Below are 14,849 nucleotides of genomic sequence, written 5' to 3'. Positions count from 1 at the left end.
CGTGAAACTGCAACTTGTCGCCGTCGGCACCAAAATGCCAGACTGGGTACAAACCGGTTTTACCGATTATCTGCACCGTTTTCCCAAAGATATGCCGTTTGAACTGACTGAAGTTCCGGCCGGGAAACGTGGGAAAAATGCAGACATCAAACGCATTCTTGAAAAAGAAGGCGAACAGATGCTGGCTGCAGTCGGAAAGGGAAACCGCATTGTCACGCTGGATATTCCAGGGACACCGTGGGAAACCCCGCAACTGGCGCAACAACTGGAACGCTGGAAACAGGACGGGCGCAACGTCAGCCTGTTGATAGGCGGTCCGGAAGGGCTGGCACCGGCCTGTAAGGCCGCGGCGGAACAGAGCTGGTCGCTCTCTCCGTTGACGCTTCCGCACCCGCTGGTTCGGGTTCTGGTCGCGGAAAGCCTTTACCGCGCCTGGAGTATCACCACCAATCATCCATACCACCGCGAATAACGGGTGGTGAATTGAATGTCAGCAACATGAATTAAGTAGTGGGATGAAAATAGATCGTAACCCTTTTCGCGACTATACGGCTGAATCAGCCCTCTTCGTGCGCCGTGCACTGGTGGCGTTTATCGGCATTCTGCTACTTAGCGGTGTCCTGGCCTTCAATCTGTATAACCTGCAAATTGTTCGTTTTCAGGACTACCAGACCCGTTCCAATGATAACCGGATTAAGCTGGTGCCCATTGCGCCCAGCCGCGGGATTATCTATGACCGCAACGGCACCCCCCTGGCGCTGAACCGCACCATTTACCAGCTCGAACTGGTACCGGAAAAGGTGGATGATTTACAGGCCACGCTGGAAGCCCTCAAGCCTATCGTCGATTTAACCTCTGACGATATCGATAATTTTAAGAAAGAACGCCAGCGTTCCCGCCGCTTCACGTCTATTGCGGTCAAAACTGCACTGACAGAAGTTCAGGTCGCCCGTTTTTCTGTAAACCAATTCCACTTCCCCGGCGTGGAAGTAAAAGGCTATCAGCGCCGCTACTATCCTTATGGATCTGCGCTGACGCACGTCATTGGCTATGTGTCGAAAATTAACGATCGTGATGTGGAACGTCTGGATAAAGACGGGATTCTGGCGAACTACGCAGCCACGCATGATATCGGCAAACTCGGCATCGAACGCTATTACGAAGACACCCTGCACGGCAAAACCGGTTACGAAGAAGTTGAAGTTAATAACCGTGGACGGGTGATCCGCCAGTTGCACGAAGAGCCGCCGCAGGCAGGTAAAGACATTTATCTGACCATCGATCTGCCTTTGCAGCAGTATATTGAAGAACTTCTGACCACCAGCCGCGCGGCGGTAGTGGTGAGCGATCCGCGTGATGGTGCAATACGCGCGCTGGTTTCCAACCCAAGCTACGATCCGAATCTGTTCGTCGAGGGGATCTCCAGCAAAGATTACACCCGTCTGCTAAACGATGCCGATAAACCGCTGATCAACCGCACCACGCAGGGCGTGTATCCACCGGCCTCAACGGTAAAACCTTACATTTCTGTGTCTGCGCTGACCTCCGGCGTGATCACCAAAAACACCTCATTATTTGATCCGGGCTGGTGGCAGTTACCAGGCTCGGATAAGCGTTATCGCGACTGGAAACACTGGGGGCACGGGCGTCTGAACGTCACCAAAGCGCTTGAGGAATCCGCCGATACCTTCTTCTACCAGGTTGCGTACGATATGGGTATCGACCGGCTTTCAGAATGGATGGGTAAATTTGGTTACGGGCATTATACCGGGATCGATTTATCGGAAGAGCGCAGCGGGAATATGCCAAACCGTGACTGGAAGTTTAAACGCTTTAAGAAACCCTGGTATCAGGGTGACACCATTCCGGTCGGCATCGGGCAAGGCTACTGGACAGCCACGCCGATACAGATCATGAAGGCGATGACAACGTTGATCAATGACGGAGATGTCAAAACACCGCATCTGTTGCTGAGTACCACAAATGACGGTAAACAGGTGCCTTATCGCCAGGAAGAAACCACGCAAATTGGTGATATCCATTCCGGCTACTGGGAAATTGCCAAAGACGGCATGTACGGCGTAGCCAACCGGCCGAACGGTACCGCAAGGAAATATTTCGCTGATGCGCCTTACAAAGCCGCGGCGAAATCCGGTACAGCACAAGTTTACGGTTTGAAAGCCAATGAAATCTATAATGCGCATAAGATTGCCGAGCATCTGCGTGACCACAAACTGATGACCTCTTTTGCCCCGTACGACAAGCCAACCGTGGCTGTTGCCGTGGTGCTGGAGAACGGCGGTGCGGGTCCGGCGGTGGGGACAATTTCCCGACAGATTCTCGACCATATTTTATTGGGCGACAACAAGACACAATTACCGGCTGAGGCCCCCGTGGCACCCGGAACCGAAGGTGATTAACCGGCAATGACTGAGAACCAACAAAAAAGATCATTGTGGTCGAAAATGCATATCGACCTGACGATGCTGCTGATCATTCTTGCGCTACTGACCTACAGTGCGTTCGTGATGTGGAGCGCCAGCGGTCAGGATATGGGCATGATGGAACGTAAAGTCGGCCAGATCCTGATGGGTCTGGTGATCATGCTGGTCATGGCGCAAATCCCGCCACGCGTCTATGAAAGCTGGGCGCCGTATCTCTATATTTTCTGCGTATTCCTGCTGGTGCTGGTAGATGCGTTCGGCAGTATCAGTAAAGGCGCACAGCGCTGGCTGGATCTGGGCATCATCAAATTCCAGCCGTCAGAACTGGCAAAAATCGCCGTACCGCTTATGGTGGCGCGTTTTATCAACCGCGACGTCTGCCCGCCTTCGCTGAAAAATACCGCCATTGCGCTGGCGCTGATTTTCATCCCTACCCTGCTGGTGGCGGCACAGCCCGACCTCGGCACCTCGATTCTCATCGCTGCTTCCGGCTTGTTTGTGCTCTTCCTGTCAGGCATGAGCTGGAAACTGATTGCCGTCGCCGCCATTCTGGTCGCGGCCTTTATCCCGATTCTGTGGTTCTTCCTGATGCACGATTATCAGCGCGACCGCGTGATGATGTTGCTGGATCCGGAAAGCGATCCGCTCGGGGCGGGCTATCACATTATTCAGTCGAAAATTGCCATCGGCTCAGGTGGTTTCTCCGGTAAAGGCTGGCTGCACGGCACCCAGTCCCAGCTGGAATTCCTGCCGGAACGCCATACCGACTTTATCTTTGCCGTGCTTGCCGAGGAACTGGGGCTGATTGGCGTTCTGGTGTTACTCGGCCTGTACTTATGCCTGATTATGCGCGGACTGATGATCGCCGCCCATGCCCAGACAACCTTCGGGCGGGTGATGTCCGGCGGCCTGATGCTTATACTGTTTGTCTATGTGTTTGTTAACATCGGCATGGTCAGTGGTATTGTCCCGGTGGTTGGGGTACCTTTGCCTCTGGTCAGCTATGGCGGGTCAGCACTCATCGTGCTAATGGCAGGGTTTGGTATCGTCATGTCGATACATACTCATCGAAAAATGATGTCAAAAAATTTATAGAGGTGAGCAATGCGTAAGGAGTGGCTTGGAGCTGTCATTATCGGTTTGCTGTTAAGTGGTTGTGCCACTGAAGAGACACAGCAACAACCGGCACCGCAGCAAGCCTACAATGGCCCTGTGGTAGAAATCGGCGGGGCTGATCCGCGTTACGAACCTTATAACCAGGGCACGATGCAGGAATATACCGTTAACGGTAAAACCTATAAAATCGTCAAAGATCCGTCCAACTTCTCGCAGGTAGGTCAGGCAGCCTGGTACGGGCAAGAAAACGGCGGGAACACGACCGCGATTGGCGAAGAATTTGATCCGACCGCCATGACCGCCGCTCACCCTACACTGCCGATCCCAAGCTATGTGCGCGTGACGAACATGGCAACCGGCCGCATGCTGGTCGTGCGTGTCAATGACCGTGGTCCTTATGTGCCGGGTAAAATTATTGACCTGTCACAAGCCGCCGCCGATCGCCTGAATCTGACCAACAGCACGAAAGTACGTATCGATTTCATTAATGTGGCGCAGGACGGCACGATGACAGGGCCGGGCACCATCGGCACGACCGTCGCCAAACAGTCTTACGCATTGCCTGCGCGCCCGAGTTTAGGGGCCAGTGAAATGGGCACGCCAACACTGTCTGCTGAACCGGTAAATGCTGCGGATGTCCGTCCGATCAGCAACAGTACGCTGAGCAATCCAGGCGCTGCCCCGCTCACAAATGATGAGAGTGGAAATGCCAACGTCACGGCCACGACGCAATCCGGTAACAGCGGCAGTGGAGGTTTCCTCAGTGCACCGACGCCGCTGCGTAATGGCGTTCTTGAAAGCAGTGAACCTGTCGCCGCACCGGTAATGGCCAGTGCAGCGCCTGTCGCCGCGACGGCTGCCGTGGCCGCGCCTGCGCACACGTCTGCCATCCCGACCTCAGGCTACATGGTTCAGGTTGGCGCGCTGAGTAATCCGCAAAATGCACAGCTTTGGCAGAAAAGCCTCAGCCAGCGTTTCTCGGTGCCAGGAAAAGTTCAGGCCAATGGCAGCACCTATCGCGTGCAGCTCGGCCCGTTCAGCACCCGCCAGCAGGCCGAACAGTTGAAACAACGACTGGCCAGCGAAGCACAGCAGCAATCCTTCGTCACAGCCGGTATGTAACCGATTGGAACAGGGCGTAAGCCCTGTTTCATAAGTAAAAATCAGTAAGCGCCGGTAATCGCAGATGTCTGACGTCTGACTCTTCTGCTATAGTGACGCACGTTTATCACCTACTCCTACGGATGTTGTTGTCCCGATCATGAAACTTGTAAACACTTCACGTCTCGTCAAAAGCCTCGCATTTGGCACCGTCATCTCCTTCAGTGCAGCGTCCGCTTACGCCGACGATGTTAATTTAAAAACAATGATCCCTGGCGTTCCGCAAATTGATGCAGAAGCCTATGTCCTGATCGACTACAACTCCGGCAAAGTGTTGGCAGAAATGAATGCCGATGCCCGTCGTGACCCGGCCAGCCTGACTAAAATGATGACCAGCTACGTGATCGGTCAGTCTATCAAAGCAGGTAAAATCAGCCCGACCGATATCGTCACCGTCGGCCAGGATGCCTGGGCAACCGGCAACCCGGTCTTCAAAGGCTCTTCCCTGATGTTCCTCAAACCGGGCGATCGCGTACCTGTTTCTGAACTGAACCGTGGCATTATTTTACAATCAGGTAATGATGCCTGCGTGGCGATGGCTGACCATGTCGCCGGCAGTCAGGACGCCTTCGTTGCCATGATGAATAACTACGTCAACGCGCTCGGCCTGAAAAATACCCACTTCGGTACAGTTCATGGTCTGGATGCGGAAGGCCAGTACAGCTCGGCGCGTGATATGGCGTTAATCGGCCAGGCACTGATCCGCGATGTGCCGGAAGAGTACGCCACCTACAAAGAGAAAGAATTCACCTTCAACAATATCCGCCAGATGAACCGTAACGGTTTACTGTGGGATAACAGCCTGAACGTGGATGGCATCAAAACCGGTCATACCGAATCTGCAGGTTACAACCTGGTGGCTTCGGCGACTGAAGGCCAGATGCGTCTGATCTCAGCAGTGATGGGTGGTCACACCTACAAAGGGCGTGAAGTTGAAAGCAAAAAGCTGCTGACCTGGGGCTTCCGTTTCTTCGAAACCGTTTCTCCGCTCAAAGCAGGCAAAGAGTTCGCATCTGAACCCGTCTGGTTTGGTGATACCGATCGTGTGGCGCTGGGCGTGGAAAAAGATGCTTACCTGACCATCCCTCGCGGTCGTATGAAAGATTTGAAAGCCAGTTACGTCATCAATACCCCAGAACTGCACGCACCATTGCAGAAAAATCAGGTGGTCGGCTCGATCAACTTCCAGCTTGATGGCAAAACCATTGATGAGCGCCCTCTGGTTGTCATGAACGAAGTGAAAGAAGGCGGTTTCTTCGGGCGTATCGTGGATTACATCAAACTGATGTTCCATCACTGGTTTGGTTAATTTGCCTGCTTGAAATAGTTTGCAACAGTACCCATATAGTGGGTATAGATATTAGCTCCCGCTCCGGCGGGAGTTATACTTTCAGAGACAATACTTAATACGCGGTACAACACGCTGGAGTGCACATGAAAACCAAACTGAACGAACTGCTCGAATTCCCTTGCACCTTTACCTACAAAGTAATGGGCCTGGCACAACCCGAGCTGGTGGACCAGGTTGTGGAAGTCGTGCAACGCCATGCGCCTGGCGATTACAATCCTCAGGTAAAACCGAGCAGCAAAGGGAATTTCCACTCCGTTTCTATTACGATCACTGCCACGCACATCGATCAGGTCGAAACCCTGTACGATGAGCTGGGTAATATCGAAATTGTCCGCATGGTGCTGTAAGCCCTTTCTGAATGATCCGCGCCTGAGCTATTCTCTCGCGCGGTTTTCTCCCTTCTGATGACGATAACCGCCGTGCAATCACAAAATCCGCAAGAACGTATCGTACTGCGCCAGCTTGGCCTGCAGCCTTATGAACCGGTTTCACTGGCTATGCATCATTTCACTGAACACCGTACAGCCGACTCTTTTGATGAGATCTGGCTGGTTCAGCATCACCGCGTCTTTACTCAGGGTCAGGCGGGCAAAGCAGAACACGTGCTGATGCCGGGTGATATTCCTGTTGTCCAGAGCGATCGCGGCGGCCAGGTGACCTACCACGGCCCCGGCCAGCAGGTGATGTACGTGATGGTAGATTTGAAGCGGAAAAAGCTCGGCGTACGCCAGCTAGTTACCGCCATCGAACAGACCGTTGTCGATACGCTGGCGCATTTTTCCATTGATGCCTATCCGCGTGCCGATGCGCCGGGTGTCTACGTCGATGGCAAAAAAATCTGCTCTCTCGGGCTGCGCATTCGCAAAGGATGCTCACTGCATGGTCTGGCGCTGAACATTGATATGGATCTGGAACCTTTCCATCGTATCAACCCTTGCGGTTACGCCGGGCTGGAAATGACGCAGGCCAGTCTTGAGAAGCCGGGGCTGACGGTTGATGACGTCATGCCTGTACTGGTAAAATCTTTTAATCATCAACTTAATTATCTGCAGGTTGATGATCTTCCATGGCGGCCGGAGGCATATTCCTCCCCCACCCTGTGATGCCAGATTGTGTATCAGGCAGGCAAAACGACTAATAACGAGTTTTACGGCGAGATTTGGTTTAGTATCACCGGGTTAAGTATCGCAAAGCATCTGATCGCTTACGGATAAGCGCACCCCCGGCCACCCGCACGCCGGGACAGTCTTCAACACTGTCAGGAATGTTTTATGGATGATAAAGATATTAGTGCCAGCCTGAATAAGCTCCGCAATTTGGATCTCAACCTGCTGACAGTTTTTGAAGCGGTGTATCTGCACAAAGGCATTGTTCATGCAGCAAAAGCGCTGAACCTGACCCCGTCGTCGGTCAGCCAGTCTATTCAAAAGCTACGCAATACCTTCCCTGATCCTTTGTTTATTCGCAACGGCCAGGGCATCAGCCCGACAGCCTATGCCACTAATTTGCATAAACACATCAGTCAGGGACTCAGCGCCATTCTCACCGGGCTGGACTTCACGCATGATAATGATAAATCTCGCGTACTGACGGTGAGTTGTTTCCCCTACATTGCGCTGATTACTTTCCCGCTGATCCTCAAAGAACTTGAGAAAATAAACTGTAACTACACCCTGAAGCACCTTCCGCTCAGTGATCCTGAAGATACGCTGATCCAGCACCGTGCCGATTTAGTGATCGACACCAGCCCGTTGTTCAACAAATCGCTCAGGGGCTGCACGCTGATGTCGGATCACACCGTATTTGTGTGCCGCGAGAACCATCCGACCGTGAGCAAAACGCTGACGACTGAACAGGCGCTGACCATGCCGCAAACGACGATCATGACCAATGCCAGCGACCTGAGAAGAATGCAGTTTGAGCTCAGTGAATCCTTGCCCGATCGCCCGATTGTGTTCACCAGCTATAACGCGATCAATATTCTCTCAATGGTTGCCAATACTGATCTGCTGGGCATTTTGCCGGAAAAGATGGTGGATATGTTCGCCCCCACGTTCAAAGTGCAAAAACTGAGCTGCGAAATTCCCACACTGTCATACAGCGTGATCATGTATTACAACAAAACCGCCAAGAGCGACAAAACCTTGAGCATGATTATCGATGCTATTGATGTTGCGTTCGCCGGGCAGGAAAAGCGTTCTCGTTCGTAACGTCTGAAAGATAAACCCGACGCCCGGGGAAATACCGGTTTTCCTGTTGTAAATTTCCACGGGCAGTTAAAAATTTACACACCATTAACACCCTCCTGCCTCGCCCGCCACACCCGGTAAATACCTTTTACTTTCAGTTGATTATGATAATGCATAACCCGCGATTATCTCTTCAGGGTGTGACTCAGGTTAAATATTTGCAGCATTTAGCACTTCATGTCATGACGAAGGGCTGAACGAAGTGATGCTTCAATGATATAATTTCCGCATTATTTCTACTTTTTTTGATGAATCAGCCAGTTCATTGAATGTCCTGAAAAATCTCGAGTTACGAGAGACAAACCTGGAAGCTGCAAGACTATGAGTAAACCGATTCAGATGGAACGCGGCGTTAAATACCGCGATGCAGATAAGATGGCGTTAATCCCGGTGAAAACCGTGGTCAGCGACCGGCAGGAAATGTTACGTAAGCCGGCATGGATGAAAATCAAATTGCCTGCCGACTCATCCAAAATTCAGGGCATCAAAGCGGCACTGCGCAAGAACGGCCTGCACTCCGTTTGTGAGGAAGCGGCCTGCCCGAATCTGTCAGAATGCTTCAACCACGGTACCGCGACCTTTATGATCCTCGGCGCCATTTGTACGCGCCGCTGCCCGTTCTGCGACGTAGCCCATGGACGCCCGACCGCGCCAGACACTAACGAGCCTGAAAAACTGGCACAGACCATTGCGGATATGGGCCTGCGTTATGTGGTGATCACCTCGGTTGACCGTGACGATCTGCGCGACGGCGGTGCTCAGCACTTTGCCGATTGTATTGCCGCCATTCGTCTCAAAAACCCGACGATTAAAATCGAAACGCTGGTGCCTGATTTCCGTGGTCGTATGGATCGCGCGCTGGACATTCTCAATGAGACACCGCCAGACGTCTTCAACCACAACCTGGAAAACGTTCCTCGCGTTTACCGCCAGGTGCGTCCGGGGGCAAACTACGAGTGGTCGCTGACCCTGCTGCAACGTTTCAAAGAAGCGCATCCGGAAGTGCCTACCAAGTCAGGCCTGATGGTGGGTCTGGGTGAAACTAACGAAGAAATTATCGAAGTGATGCGCGATCTGCGTCGTCACGGGGTGACCATGCTGACGCTCGGCCAGTACCTTCAGCCAAGCCGTCACCACCTGCCAGTGCAACGTTACGTAAGCCCGGAAGAGTTCGATCAGATGAAAGAAGCCGCGATGGAAATGGGCTTCACTCACGCGGCCTGCGGCCCGTTCGTGCGTTCGTCTTATCACGCCGATCTGCAAGCGAAAGGGATGGAAGTTAAATAATCTGAGGCGCTGAAGTCACCTTAAGCGCTTAATATTTTGTTACTTCTTTATGCCTGAATGCAAAAAAGGTTGTTCGCGAGAACAACCTTTTTTATTTTGGCCGCCACGCCAGAGACTTCAGTACGGAATACTCAGTCTTTATGCTCTACGCGCTTTTCTTCTTCAGCCGTTTTTTCAGCTGTCGCAGGTGCCGGGGTAGCATCATCATTCATCGCTTTCTTAAACCCACGCAGTGCAGCACCCAGGTCACCGCCCAGAGAGCGCAACTTGCTGGTACCGAACAACAGAACGATCAGCACGCCGACCACTAACAATTTAGTAATACTTAGACCTTCCATACATACCTTCTTTACACTGAGTGCCAGAAAACAGCGGTAACAACCTGTCATTATTAACGGCCATTCACGACGCTAATACAAACCGAAAATGTAACAGAACGGATCCAGTATTGTGCGCATTATGACCAGCGACGGCGATTATGAGCGAGAACCGCCTGCTCATAAAGCACTTCTGCCATCAGGTGGAGGAAATACGCTGCAAACTTGATGTTGACCCGGATTTTGTTGCACCGCTGCCCGTCAGATAAAGCGGCTTAAGAAGGCCTGCGTGCGCGGATGCTGTGGATTAACCAGCACTTCGCCCGCCGTTCCCTGTTCGACCACAACACCGCGATCCATAAACACCACGCGGTCTGCCGCCTCTTTCGCAAAACCTATTTCATGCGTCACAACAATCATCGTTAAGCCCTGCTTCGCCAGATCCCGCATGGTCGACAGCACTTCGCCCACCAGTTCCGGGTCGAGCGCCGAGGTCGGCTCATCGAACAGCATCAGTTTAGGTTTCACCGCCAGCGCGCGGGCAATCGCCACACGCTGTTGCTGTCCGCCAGAGAGATGGCGCGGATAAGCATCGGCTTTATCGCTCAGACCGACCTTTTCCAGCAGCTCGTGGGCATATTTTTCCGCCTCCTGCCGCGACTCTTTATGCACGCCAACCGGGGCTTCGATAATATTTTGCAGCACGGTCATGTGCGGATAAAGATTGAATTGCTGGAACACCATACCGATATCCCGGCGCTGGCGTGCAATCGCCCGTTCAGACAATTTATGCAGCCGCTCGCCACGCAGCTCATACCCGATCTGCTCGCCACCCACCATGATTGAACCGCGATCGATATCTTCCAGATGATTGATACAGCGCAGAAATGTCGATTTACCCGAGCCCGAAGGCCCGAGGATTACCACAACTTCGCTGGGTTTCACATCCAGATCTATGCCTTTCAGCACTTCATTGTCGCCGTAACTTTTATGCACGTTACGGGCAACCACCAGTGACGCCGGTTCCGATGACCCGATGTCGGAGGGGAAATGACTCATAAGTCCTCCTTTCGGGCCATGCCCGGTGAATTCATGATCGGCGCGGCCTTTTCTTCCGCAGCATGTTGACGGCGCTTCACGCTGGGCAACGTGCGGCGCGTGCCACGGGAGTAGTAACGCTCGATGGCGGACTGTCCGAGGTTAAGCAACGACGTGATAAACAGATACCAGATCACCGCAACCATCAGCATCGGCACCACTTCAAAGGTCCGGTTGTAAACGGTTTGCACCGAATATAACAGGTCACCCATGGCAATGACGCTGACCAGCGACGTCGCTTTGATCATACTGATCAGCTGGTTACCGGTAGGCGGAATGATCGAGCGCATGGCCTGAGGAATAATGATCCGGCGCAGCGCACGGCCACGGCTCATGCCAAATGCCTGGGCCGTTTCAGCCTGACCGTTATCAACTGACAGCAAACCGGCGCGAATGATTTCTGCCATGTACGCGGCCTCATTCAGCGCCAGCCCCGCAATGGCGGCCGTCAGAGGTGTGATCAAATCGTTGGTATTCCAGCTCATGTATTCAGGGCCAAACGGAATGCCCAACACCACGCGCGGGAACAACGTCGACATGTTGTACCAGAACAACAGCTGAACCAGCAGCGGGGTACCCCGGAAAAACCAGATATAAAGCCCCGCCAGCTGCCGCAGCAATAAGCTGTTCGACAAACGCGCTATCGCCAGCATCAGACCAATGAACACACCGAGCACCATTGAAACGACGGTCAGGCCGAGCGTGACGCCCAGACCTTTAATCACCGTACCTTCCGTGAACCACTGGGCAACAACGTGCCATTCAAAGTTTTTATTCTGCGAGATGCCCCAGAGAACATCCGCGGCGATCAGCAGCACCACAATCCATGCTACCCAGCGGCCAACGCTGCGTGGCGCATGGGAGAACTCAACGTTACGACGTGGATCCTGCGTATAGTCGTCCTTGACTGCCGGCTTTAAACTATACGTTTTATCGGTCATTTAGGTTGTGCCTTTGCCAGATTGATGCCCGGTGCCTGGATCATGTTGCCTTCCAGACCCCATTTTTTCATGATGATGGCATAGGTACCGTTATCAAACAGCTTCTGATAACCGGCGAGAATCGCATCCCGCACCGCTGAGTCTTTCGGCACCACCGTCCCCTGGAAAATATCACCGAAACCATTCGGCTGGCCGGTACCGGTCAGTTCCAGCTGGCCATTGGCTTTCTCAACAAAATAGGTCAGCGGCGCCTGAGAAGAGAAGAATGCGTCAGAGCGGTTGGAACGCACCGCCAGAATGGAGGTTGGCTGATCGCTGAAAGATTGCACGGTCACGGCAGGTTTGCCGTCTTTCACGCACACCTCAGACTGCTTGCGGATAACCTGTTCCGCTGATCCCCCCGCCATCACGGCAATGCGTTTGCCGCAGGTATCGCCGAGGGCATTGATCTTTTCCGGGTTGCCTTTACGCACACCAAACACAACGAACTCTTTGACGAAATCGACGAAATCATTCTTAGCCTGACGATCAGGATAATCGCCAATCGGGCCGATGCCCATCTGGTAGCGGCCAGCGGCCATACCGCTGAGGATCCCGGACAAACCGGTCACCGAGGCATGTTCAATTTTGACACCCAGCACTTCTCCCAGCGCATGGGACAAATCGGCACTCGCGCCGTCGAGGCCGTTGCTGCCGGTCACGATTTCATAAGGAGGGAAAGAGCCATTATTCACAGAGGTCATCACACCCGACTTCTGAATGTCCGCAGGTAATTTGGCGTGGATCGCCGGGTCCATCGTCTGAGTCGGGATCGCAACACTTTCAGCAGCAAAAGCATTTAAGGAAGACACGGAAAGTAAAGCAGCAGTCAGCACCGCGGCCTGACGTAATTGTTTTGCCATCATCTCTTATTCCTCTGTGTAAAAAATCAGTCTGTGAGTTTATGAATGTTGTGTATTTATAATTGGAGCCTTCCGTGGCGAACTTCTTTTGAGTGATATTTTTGGGGTCTTTCTTTACAACGAGTTCCCTGGTGAGGCGCTCGCGTTACTGCCTTGAGTACTGAATATCAGCCGTTGAGGACCGGCCGGATCAGGCTCAGTCGTTGTGCAGCTGCGGCAAACCAAAACGACGGTTTGCCAGCACCGGCAACACTTTTCGGGCATGTGCCAGACGTGCTTTGTCCAGCTCGGCAAATATCAGGGCGGGCGCCTCGGCGGCGCGGGCAATCGCCACGCCCAGCGGATCCACCACCATACTGTTGCCGATATTACGCTCGCCACATTCACCCACTGCCACCATGTAACTGGTATTTTCCAGCGCGCGAACCGAGACCAGCATGTCCCAATGCATTTCTTTCAGCGGACCTTTTACCCAGGCAGCAGGCAGCACCAGCACGTCTGCGCCATCCAGCACCAGACGGCGCGCCAGCTCCGGGAAACGCACGTCGTAACAGGTCATCAGGCCAATGTTAAACCCGGCTACCTCAACCAGCGGCGGCACATCATCGCCCGCGGTGACGTTCTTGGATTCCTGAGACGAGAAAGCGTCATACAAATGCAGCTTGCGGTATTGCGAAATAATTTCGCCATTGCGGATAGAAATCAGCACGTTATAGGCACGATTGTCTGGCGCAGGCGTATGCACGCTCATCATGGTGGTCATCTGATTGCCACGACTGGCGGCCAGCAACTGGCTGACAAACGGGCCGTCCAGCGGTTGTGCGGCTTTGAGAACTAAATCCGGATCAGTGATATCGCGTGCCAGAATACCTTCCGGCAGCACCAGCAAATCTGCGCCTGCTTCCAGGGATTTCGCCATCAGCGAAAGGCAGGTTTCTACGTTAGCTTCCCACTCGCGGGAAACGGCAAACTGACCTAATGCAACTTTCATCGTAATTTCTCCGGCCATTAACGGGTGGCAAATTGCGGGAACAAATCTGCCGGCGTCAGGCGCTGAGCGGTCAGCCCCTGGGCATGTAATTCATAAGCAAAATCGTCGATCATTTTTTCGTTGGCGGCGAAACCGTTTGCATTCCAGTTCGCAGGCAAATCAACCACAGTGCGGCGTAAATCATCCAGCAACCACGGCGTGGTATCGGCGTATTTCGCGCGCTTATCCATCCAGAGTTCATAAGACTGATCGATAATGTCGCTTAACGCCTGCGGCAGCCAGGGATGAGCTTCAGCCAGCGCCGGTTTGATCGCCAGTAAGTGAATACCGGGGATGTAACCCACGCGGTTAAAATAGGCCAGTTCAGCCGCACGGAAATCCGGCTGGAACTGACGGAAACCGGAATCCGGTTTAAAGAAGCCTTCAGGCATAAATGGCGTGAAGATCGCGTCCAGCCAGCCTTCCTGCAACAGTTCCATCATAGGGCGTTCGCCCGGAACCGCTTCGATGCGCCCTTCGCGGCCAAAACCCGCCAGACGATCAACAATCGGGTGCGCCTGCGTCAGACGGCCCACGTACCAGTTAGCGTCTTCGATACCCACGCCTTCCAGCGCCAGCAGAGTACGGGTCCAGGTATTGCCTGAATCCTGCCAGCCGGTAAGGCCGATGCGTTTACCCGCCAGTTGCGACAGCTCGGTCAGCGGACTGTCTTCGCGGGTGATAATGCAGCGCTGACGAAAACCGCGCATCAGGAAGTGCGGTATGGCCAGCAGATCGGTTTCACCACGGGCGCGGCCCTGGGCATAACGGCTGAAAGAGACTTCACCGGCGTCGTACTTCTCGCTGGTCGCCAGGTTATCGACCAGCGTACCCACACGATCAATCTCGAGGGTAAACCCTTCAGGTTTAAGATCGCCCAACGCCAGTGGCGTAAAATAATCCCAGTCACGAACGGCCAGCCTGATGGTAATCGTCACATCTATCCCCTTAAG

Annotated in this window: 15 protein-coding genes; 9 read left to right on the top strand and 6 right to left on the bottom strand. The window is 53.4% G+C overall.

Features of this window, described 5'->3' with window-relative positions:
* Nucleotide 1: 1 nt before the first annotated feature.
* From rlmH to lipA, 9 genes are all read left to right on the top strand, one after another.
* A complete protein-coding gene (rlmH, locus tag ACQZQY_RS11110) occupies nucleotides 2-472 on the top strand; it encodes a 23S rRNA (pseudouridine(1915)-N(3))-methyltransferase RlmH (protein WP_056771495.1) in 471 nt (156 codons plus the stop codon).
* 43 nt (nucleotides 473-515) lie between these two features.
* Nucleotides 516-2,420 carry a peptidoglycan DD-transpeptidase MrdA gene (mrdA, locus tag ACQZQY_RS11105; protein WP_122095882.1) on the top strand — a complete coding sequence of 635 codons (1,905 nt, stop codon included), beginning with the start codon at nucleotides 516-518 and terminating at the stop codon, nucleotides 2,418-2,420.
* A 6-nt stretch (nucleotides 2,421-2,426) separates the two neighbouring features.
* The gene (gene mrdB / locus ACQZQY_RS11100; protein WP_056771490.1) at nucleotides 2,427-3,539 is read left to right on the top strand and encodes a peptidoglycan glycosyltransferase MrdB; all 1,113 of its coding nucleotides are present in this window, start codon (nucleotides 2,427-2,429) and stop codon (nucleotides 3,537-3,539) included.
* Nucleotides 3,540-3,548: 9 nt separating this feature from the next.
* Nucleotides 3,549-4,682 carry an endolytic peptidoglycan transglycosylase RlpA gene (gene rlpA, locus ACQZQY_RS11095; RefSeq protein WP_431297099.1) on the top strand — a complete coding sequence of 378 codons (1,134 nt, stop codon included), beginning with the start codon at nucleotides 3,549-3,551 and terminating at the stop codon, nucleotides 4,680-4,682.
* Between the two features lie 139 nt (nucleotides 4,683-4,821).
* Nucleotides 4,822-6,030, top strand: a complete 1,209-nt coding sequence (dacA, locus tag ACQZQY_RS11090; RefSeq protein WP_056771485.1) for a D-alanyl-D-alanine carboxypeptidase DacA — start codon at nucleotides 4,822-4,824, stop codon at nucleotides 6,028-6,030.
* A 125-nt stretch (nucleotides 6,031-6,155) separates the two neighbouring features.
* On the top strand, nucleotides 6,156-6,419 hold the full coding sequence (gene ybeD / locus ACQZQY_RS11085; RefSeq protein ID WP_056771481.1) for a DUF493 family protein YbeD: 264 nt from the start codon (nucleotides 6,156-6,158) through the stop codon (nucleotides 6,417-6,419).
* 57 nt (nucleotides 6,420-6,476) lie between these two features.
* Entirely contained in the window at nucleotides 6,477-7,175 is a 699-nt protein-coding gene (gene lipB, locus ACQZQY_RS11080; RefSeq protein ID WP_183846181.1) for a lipoyl(octanoyl) transferase LipB, read from the top strand.
* 168 nt (nucleotides 7,176-7,343) lie between these two features.
* Nucleotides 7,344-8,282, top strand: a complete 939-nt coding sequence (locus ACQZQY_RS11075; RefSeq protein ID WP_056771474.1) for a YbeF family transcriptional regulator — start codon at nucleotides 7,344-7,346, stop codon at nucleotides 8,280-8,282.
* Between the two features lie 360 nt (nucleotides 8,283-8,642).
* Nucleotides 8,643-9,608, top strand: a complete 966-nt coding sequence (gene lipA, locus ACQZQY_RS11070; protein ID WP_056771471.1) for a lipoyl synthase — start codon at nucleotides 8,643-8,645, stop codon at nucleotides 9,606-9,608.
* A gap of 131 nt (nucleotides 9,609-9,739) precedes the next feature.
* On the opposite strand, the gene tatA is transcribed toward lipA, so the two are convergent.
* The 6 genes from tatA to ACQZQY_RS11040 form a co-directional block, all read right to left on the bottom strand.
* Complete coding sequence (gene tatA, locus ACQZQY_RS11065) at nucleotides 9,740-9,946, bottom strand: Sec-independent protein translocase subunit TatA (RefSeq protein ID WP_056771468.1); 207 nt, start codon at nucleotides 9,944-9,946, stop codon at nucleotides 9,740-9,742.
* A gap of 240 nt (nucleotides 9,947-10,186) precedes the next feature.
* Entirely contained in the window at nucleotides 10,187-10,984 is a 798-nt protein-coding gene (locus tag ACQZQY_RS11060; RefSeq protein WP_431297098.1) for an amino acid ABC transporter ATP-binding protein, read from the bottom strand.
* Entirely contained in the window at nucleotides 10,981-11,964 is a 984-nt protein-coding gene (locus tag ACQZQY_RS11055) for an amino acid ABC transporter permease (protein WP_122095886.1), read from the bottom strand. Before ACQZQY_RS11055 ends, ACQZQY_RS11060 begins: the two co-directional genes overlap by 4 nt.
* Nucleotides 11,961-12,869: an ABC transporter substrate-binding protein gene (locus ACQZQY_RS11050; RefSeq protein ID WP_122095887.1), complete on the bottom strand. Its 909-nt coding sequence runs from the start codon at nucleotides 12,867-12,869 to the stop codon at nucleotides 11,961-11,963. The genes ACQZQY_RS11055 and ACQZQY_RS11050 overlap by 4 nt, the downstream gene beginning before the upstream one ends.
* 193 nt (nucleotides 12,870-13,062) lie before the next feature.
* The gene (locus ACQZQY_RS11045) at nucleotides 13,063-13,857 is read right to left on the bottom strand and encodes a deaminated glutathione amidase (protein ID WP_056771460.1); all 795 of its coding nucleotides are present in this window, start codon (nucleotides 13,855-13,857) and stop codon (nucleotides 13,063-13,065) included.
* Between the two features lie 17 nt (nucleotides 13,858-13,874).
* Nucleotides 13,875-14,834, bottom strand: coding sequence for a nitrate ABC transporter substrate-binding protein (locus ACQZQY_RS11040; protein ID WP_431297097.1), 960 nt, complete (start codon nucleotides 14,832-14,834; stop codon nucleotides 13,875-13,877).
* Between the last annotated feature and the right edge of the window lie 15 nt (nucleotides 14,835-14,849).

Source organism: Rahnella sp. PAMC25559, assembly GCF_050632365.1.
Lineage (GTDB): Bacteria > Pseudomonadota > Gammaproteobacteria > Enterobacterales > Enterobacteriaceae > Rahnella > Rahnella rivi.
The sequence above is the reverse complement of the archived record's forward strand: the minus strand, read 5'-3'. Positions and strand labels throughout refer to the sequence as shown.

Excerpts from the sequence above, each read along its gene's own strand:
- mrdA (WP_122095882.1), top strand. The coding sequence starts at position 516 with ATGAAAATAGATCGTAACCCTTTTCGCGACTATACGGCTGAATCAGCC.
- mrdB (WP_056771490.1), top strand. The coding sequence starts at position 2,427 with ATGACTGAGAACCAACAAAAAAGATCATTGTGGTCGAAAATGCATATC.
- rlpA (WP_431297099.1), top strand. The coding sequence starts at position 3,549 with ATGCGTAAGGAGTGGCTTGGAGCTGTCATTATCGGTTTGCTGTTAAGT.
- dacA (WP_056771485.1), top strand. The coding sequence starts at position 4,822 with ATGAAACTTGTAAACACTTCACGTCTCGTCAAAAGCCTCGCATTTGGC.
- ybeD (WP_056771481.1), top strand. The coding sequence starts at position 6,156 with ATGAAAACCAAACTGAACGAACTGCTCGAATTCCCTTGCACCTTTACC.
- lipB (WP_183846181.1), top strand. The coding sequence starts at position 6,477 with ATGACGATAACCGCCGTGCAATCACAAAATCCGCAAGAACGTATCGTA.
- ACQZQY_RS11075 (WP_056771474.1), top strand. The coding sequence starts at position 7,344 with ATGGATGATAAAGATATTAGTGCCAGCCTGAATAAGCTCCGCAATTTG.
- lipA (WP_056771471.1), top strand. The coding sequence starts at position 8,643 with ATGAGTAAACCGATTCAGATGGAACGCGGCGTTAAATACCGCGATGCA.
- tatA (WP_056771468.1), bottom strand. The coding sequence starts at position 9,946 with ATGGAAGGTCTAAGTATTACTAAATTGTTAGTGGTCGGCGTGCTGATC.
- ACQZQY_RS11060 (WP_431297098.1), bottom strand. The coding sequence starts at position 10,984 with ATGAGTCATTTCCCCTCCGACATCGGGTCATCGGAACCGGCGTCACTG.
- ACQZQY_RS11055 (WP_122095886.1), bottom strand. The coding sequence starts at position 11,964 with ATGACCGATAAAACGTATAGTTTAAAGCCGGCAGTCAAGGACGACTAT.
- ACQZQY_RS11050 (WP_122095887.1), bottom strand. The coding sequence starts at position 12,869 with ATGATGGCAAAACAATTACGTCAGGCCGCGGTGCTGACTGCTGCTTTA.
- ACQZQY_RS11045 (WP_056771460.1), bottom strand. The coding sequence starts at position 13,857 with ATGAAAGTTGCATTAGGTCAGTTTGCCGTTTCCCGCGAGTGGGAAGCT.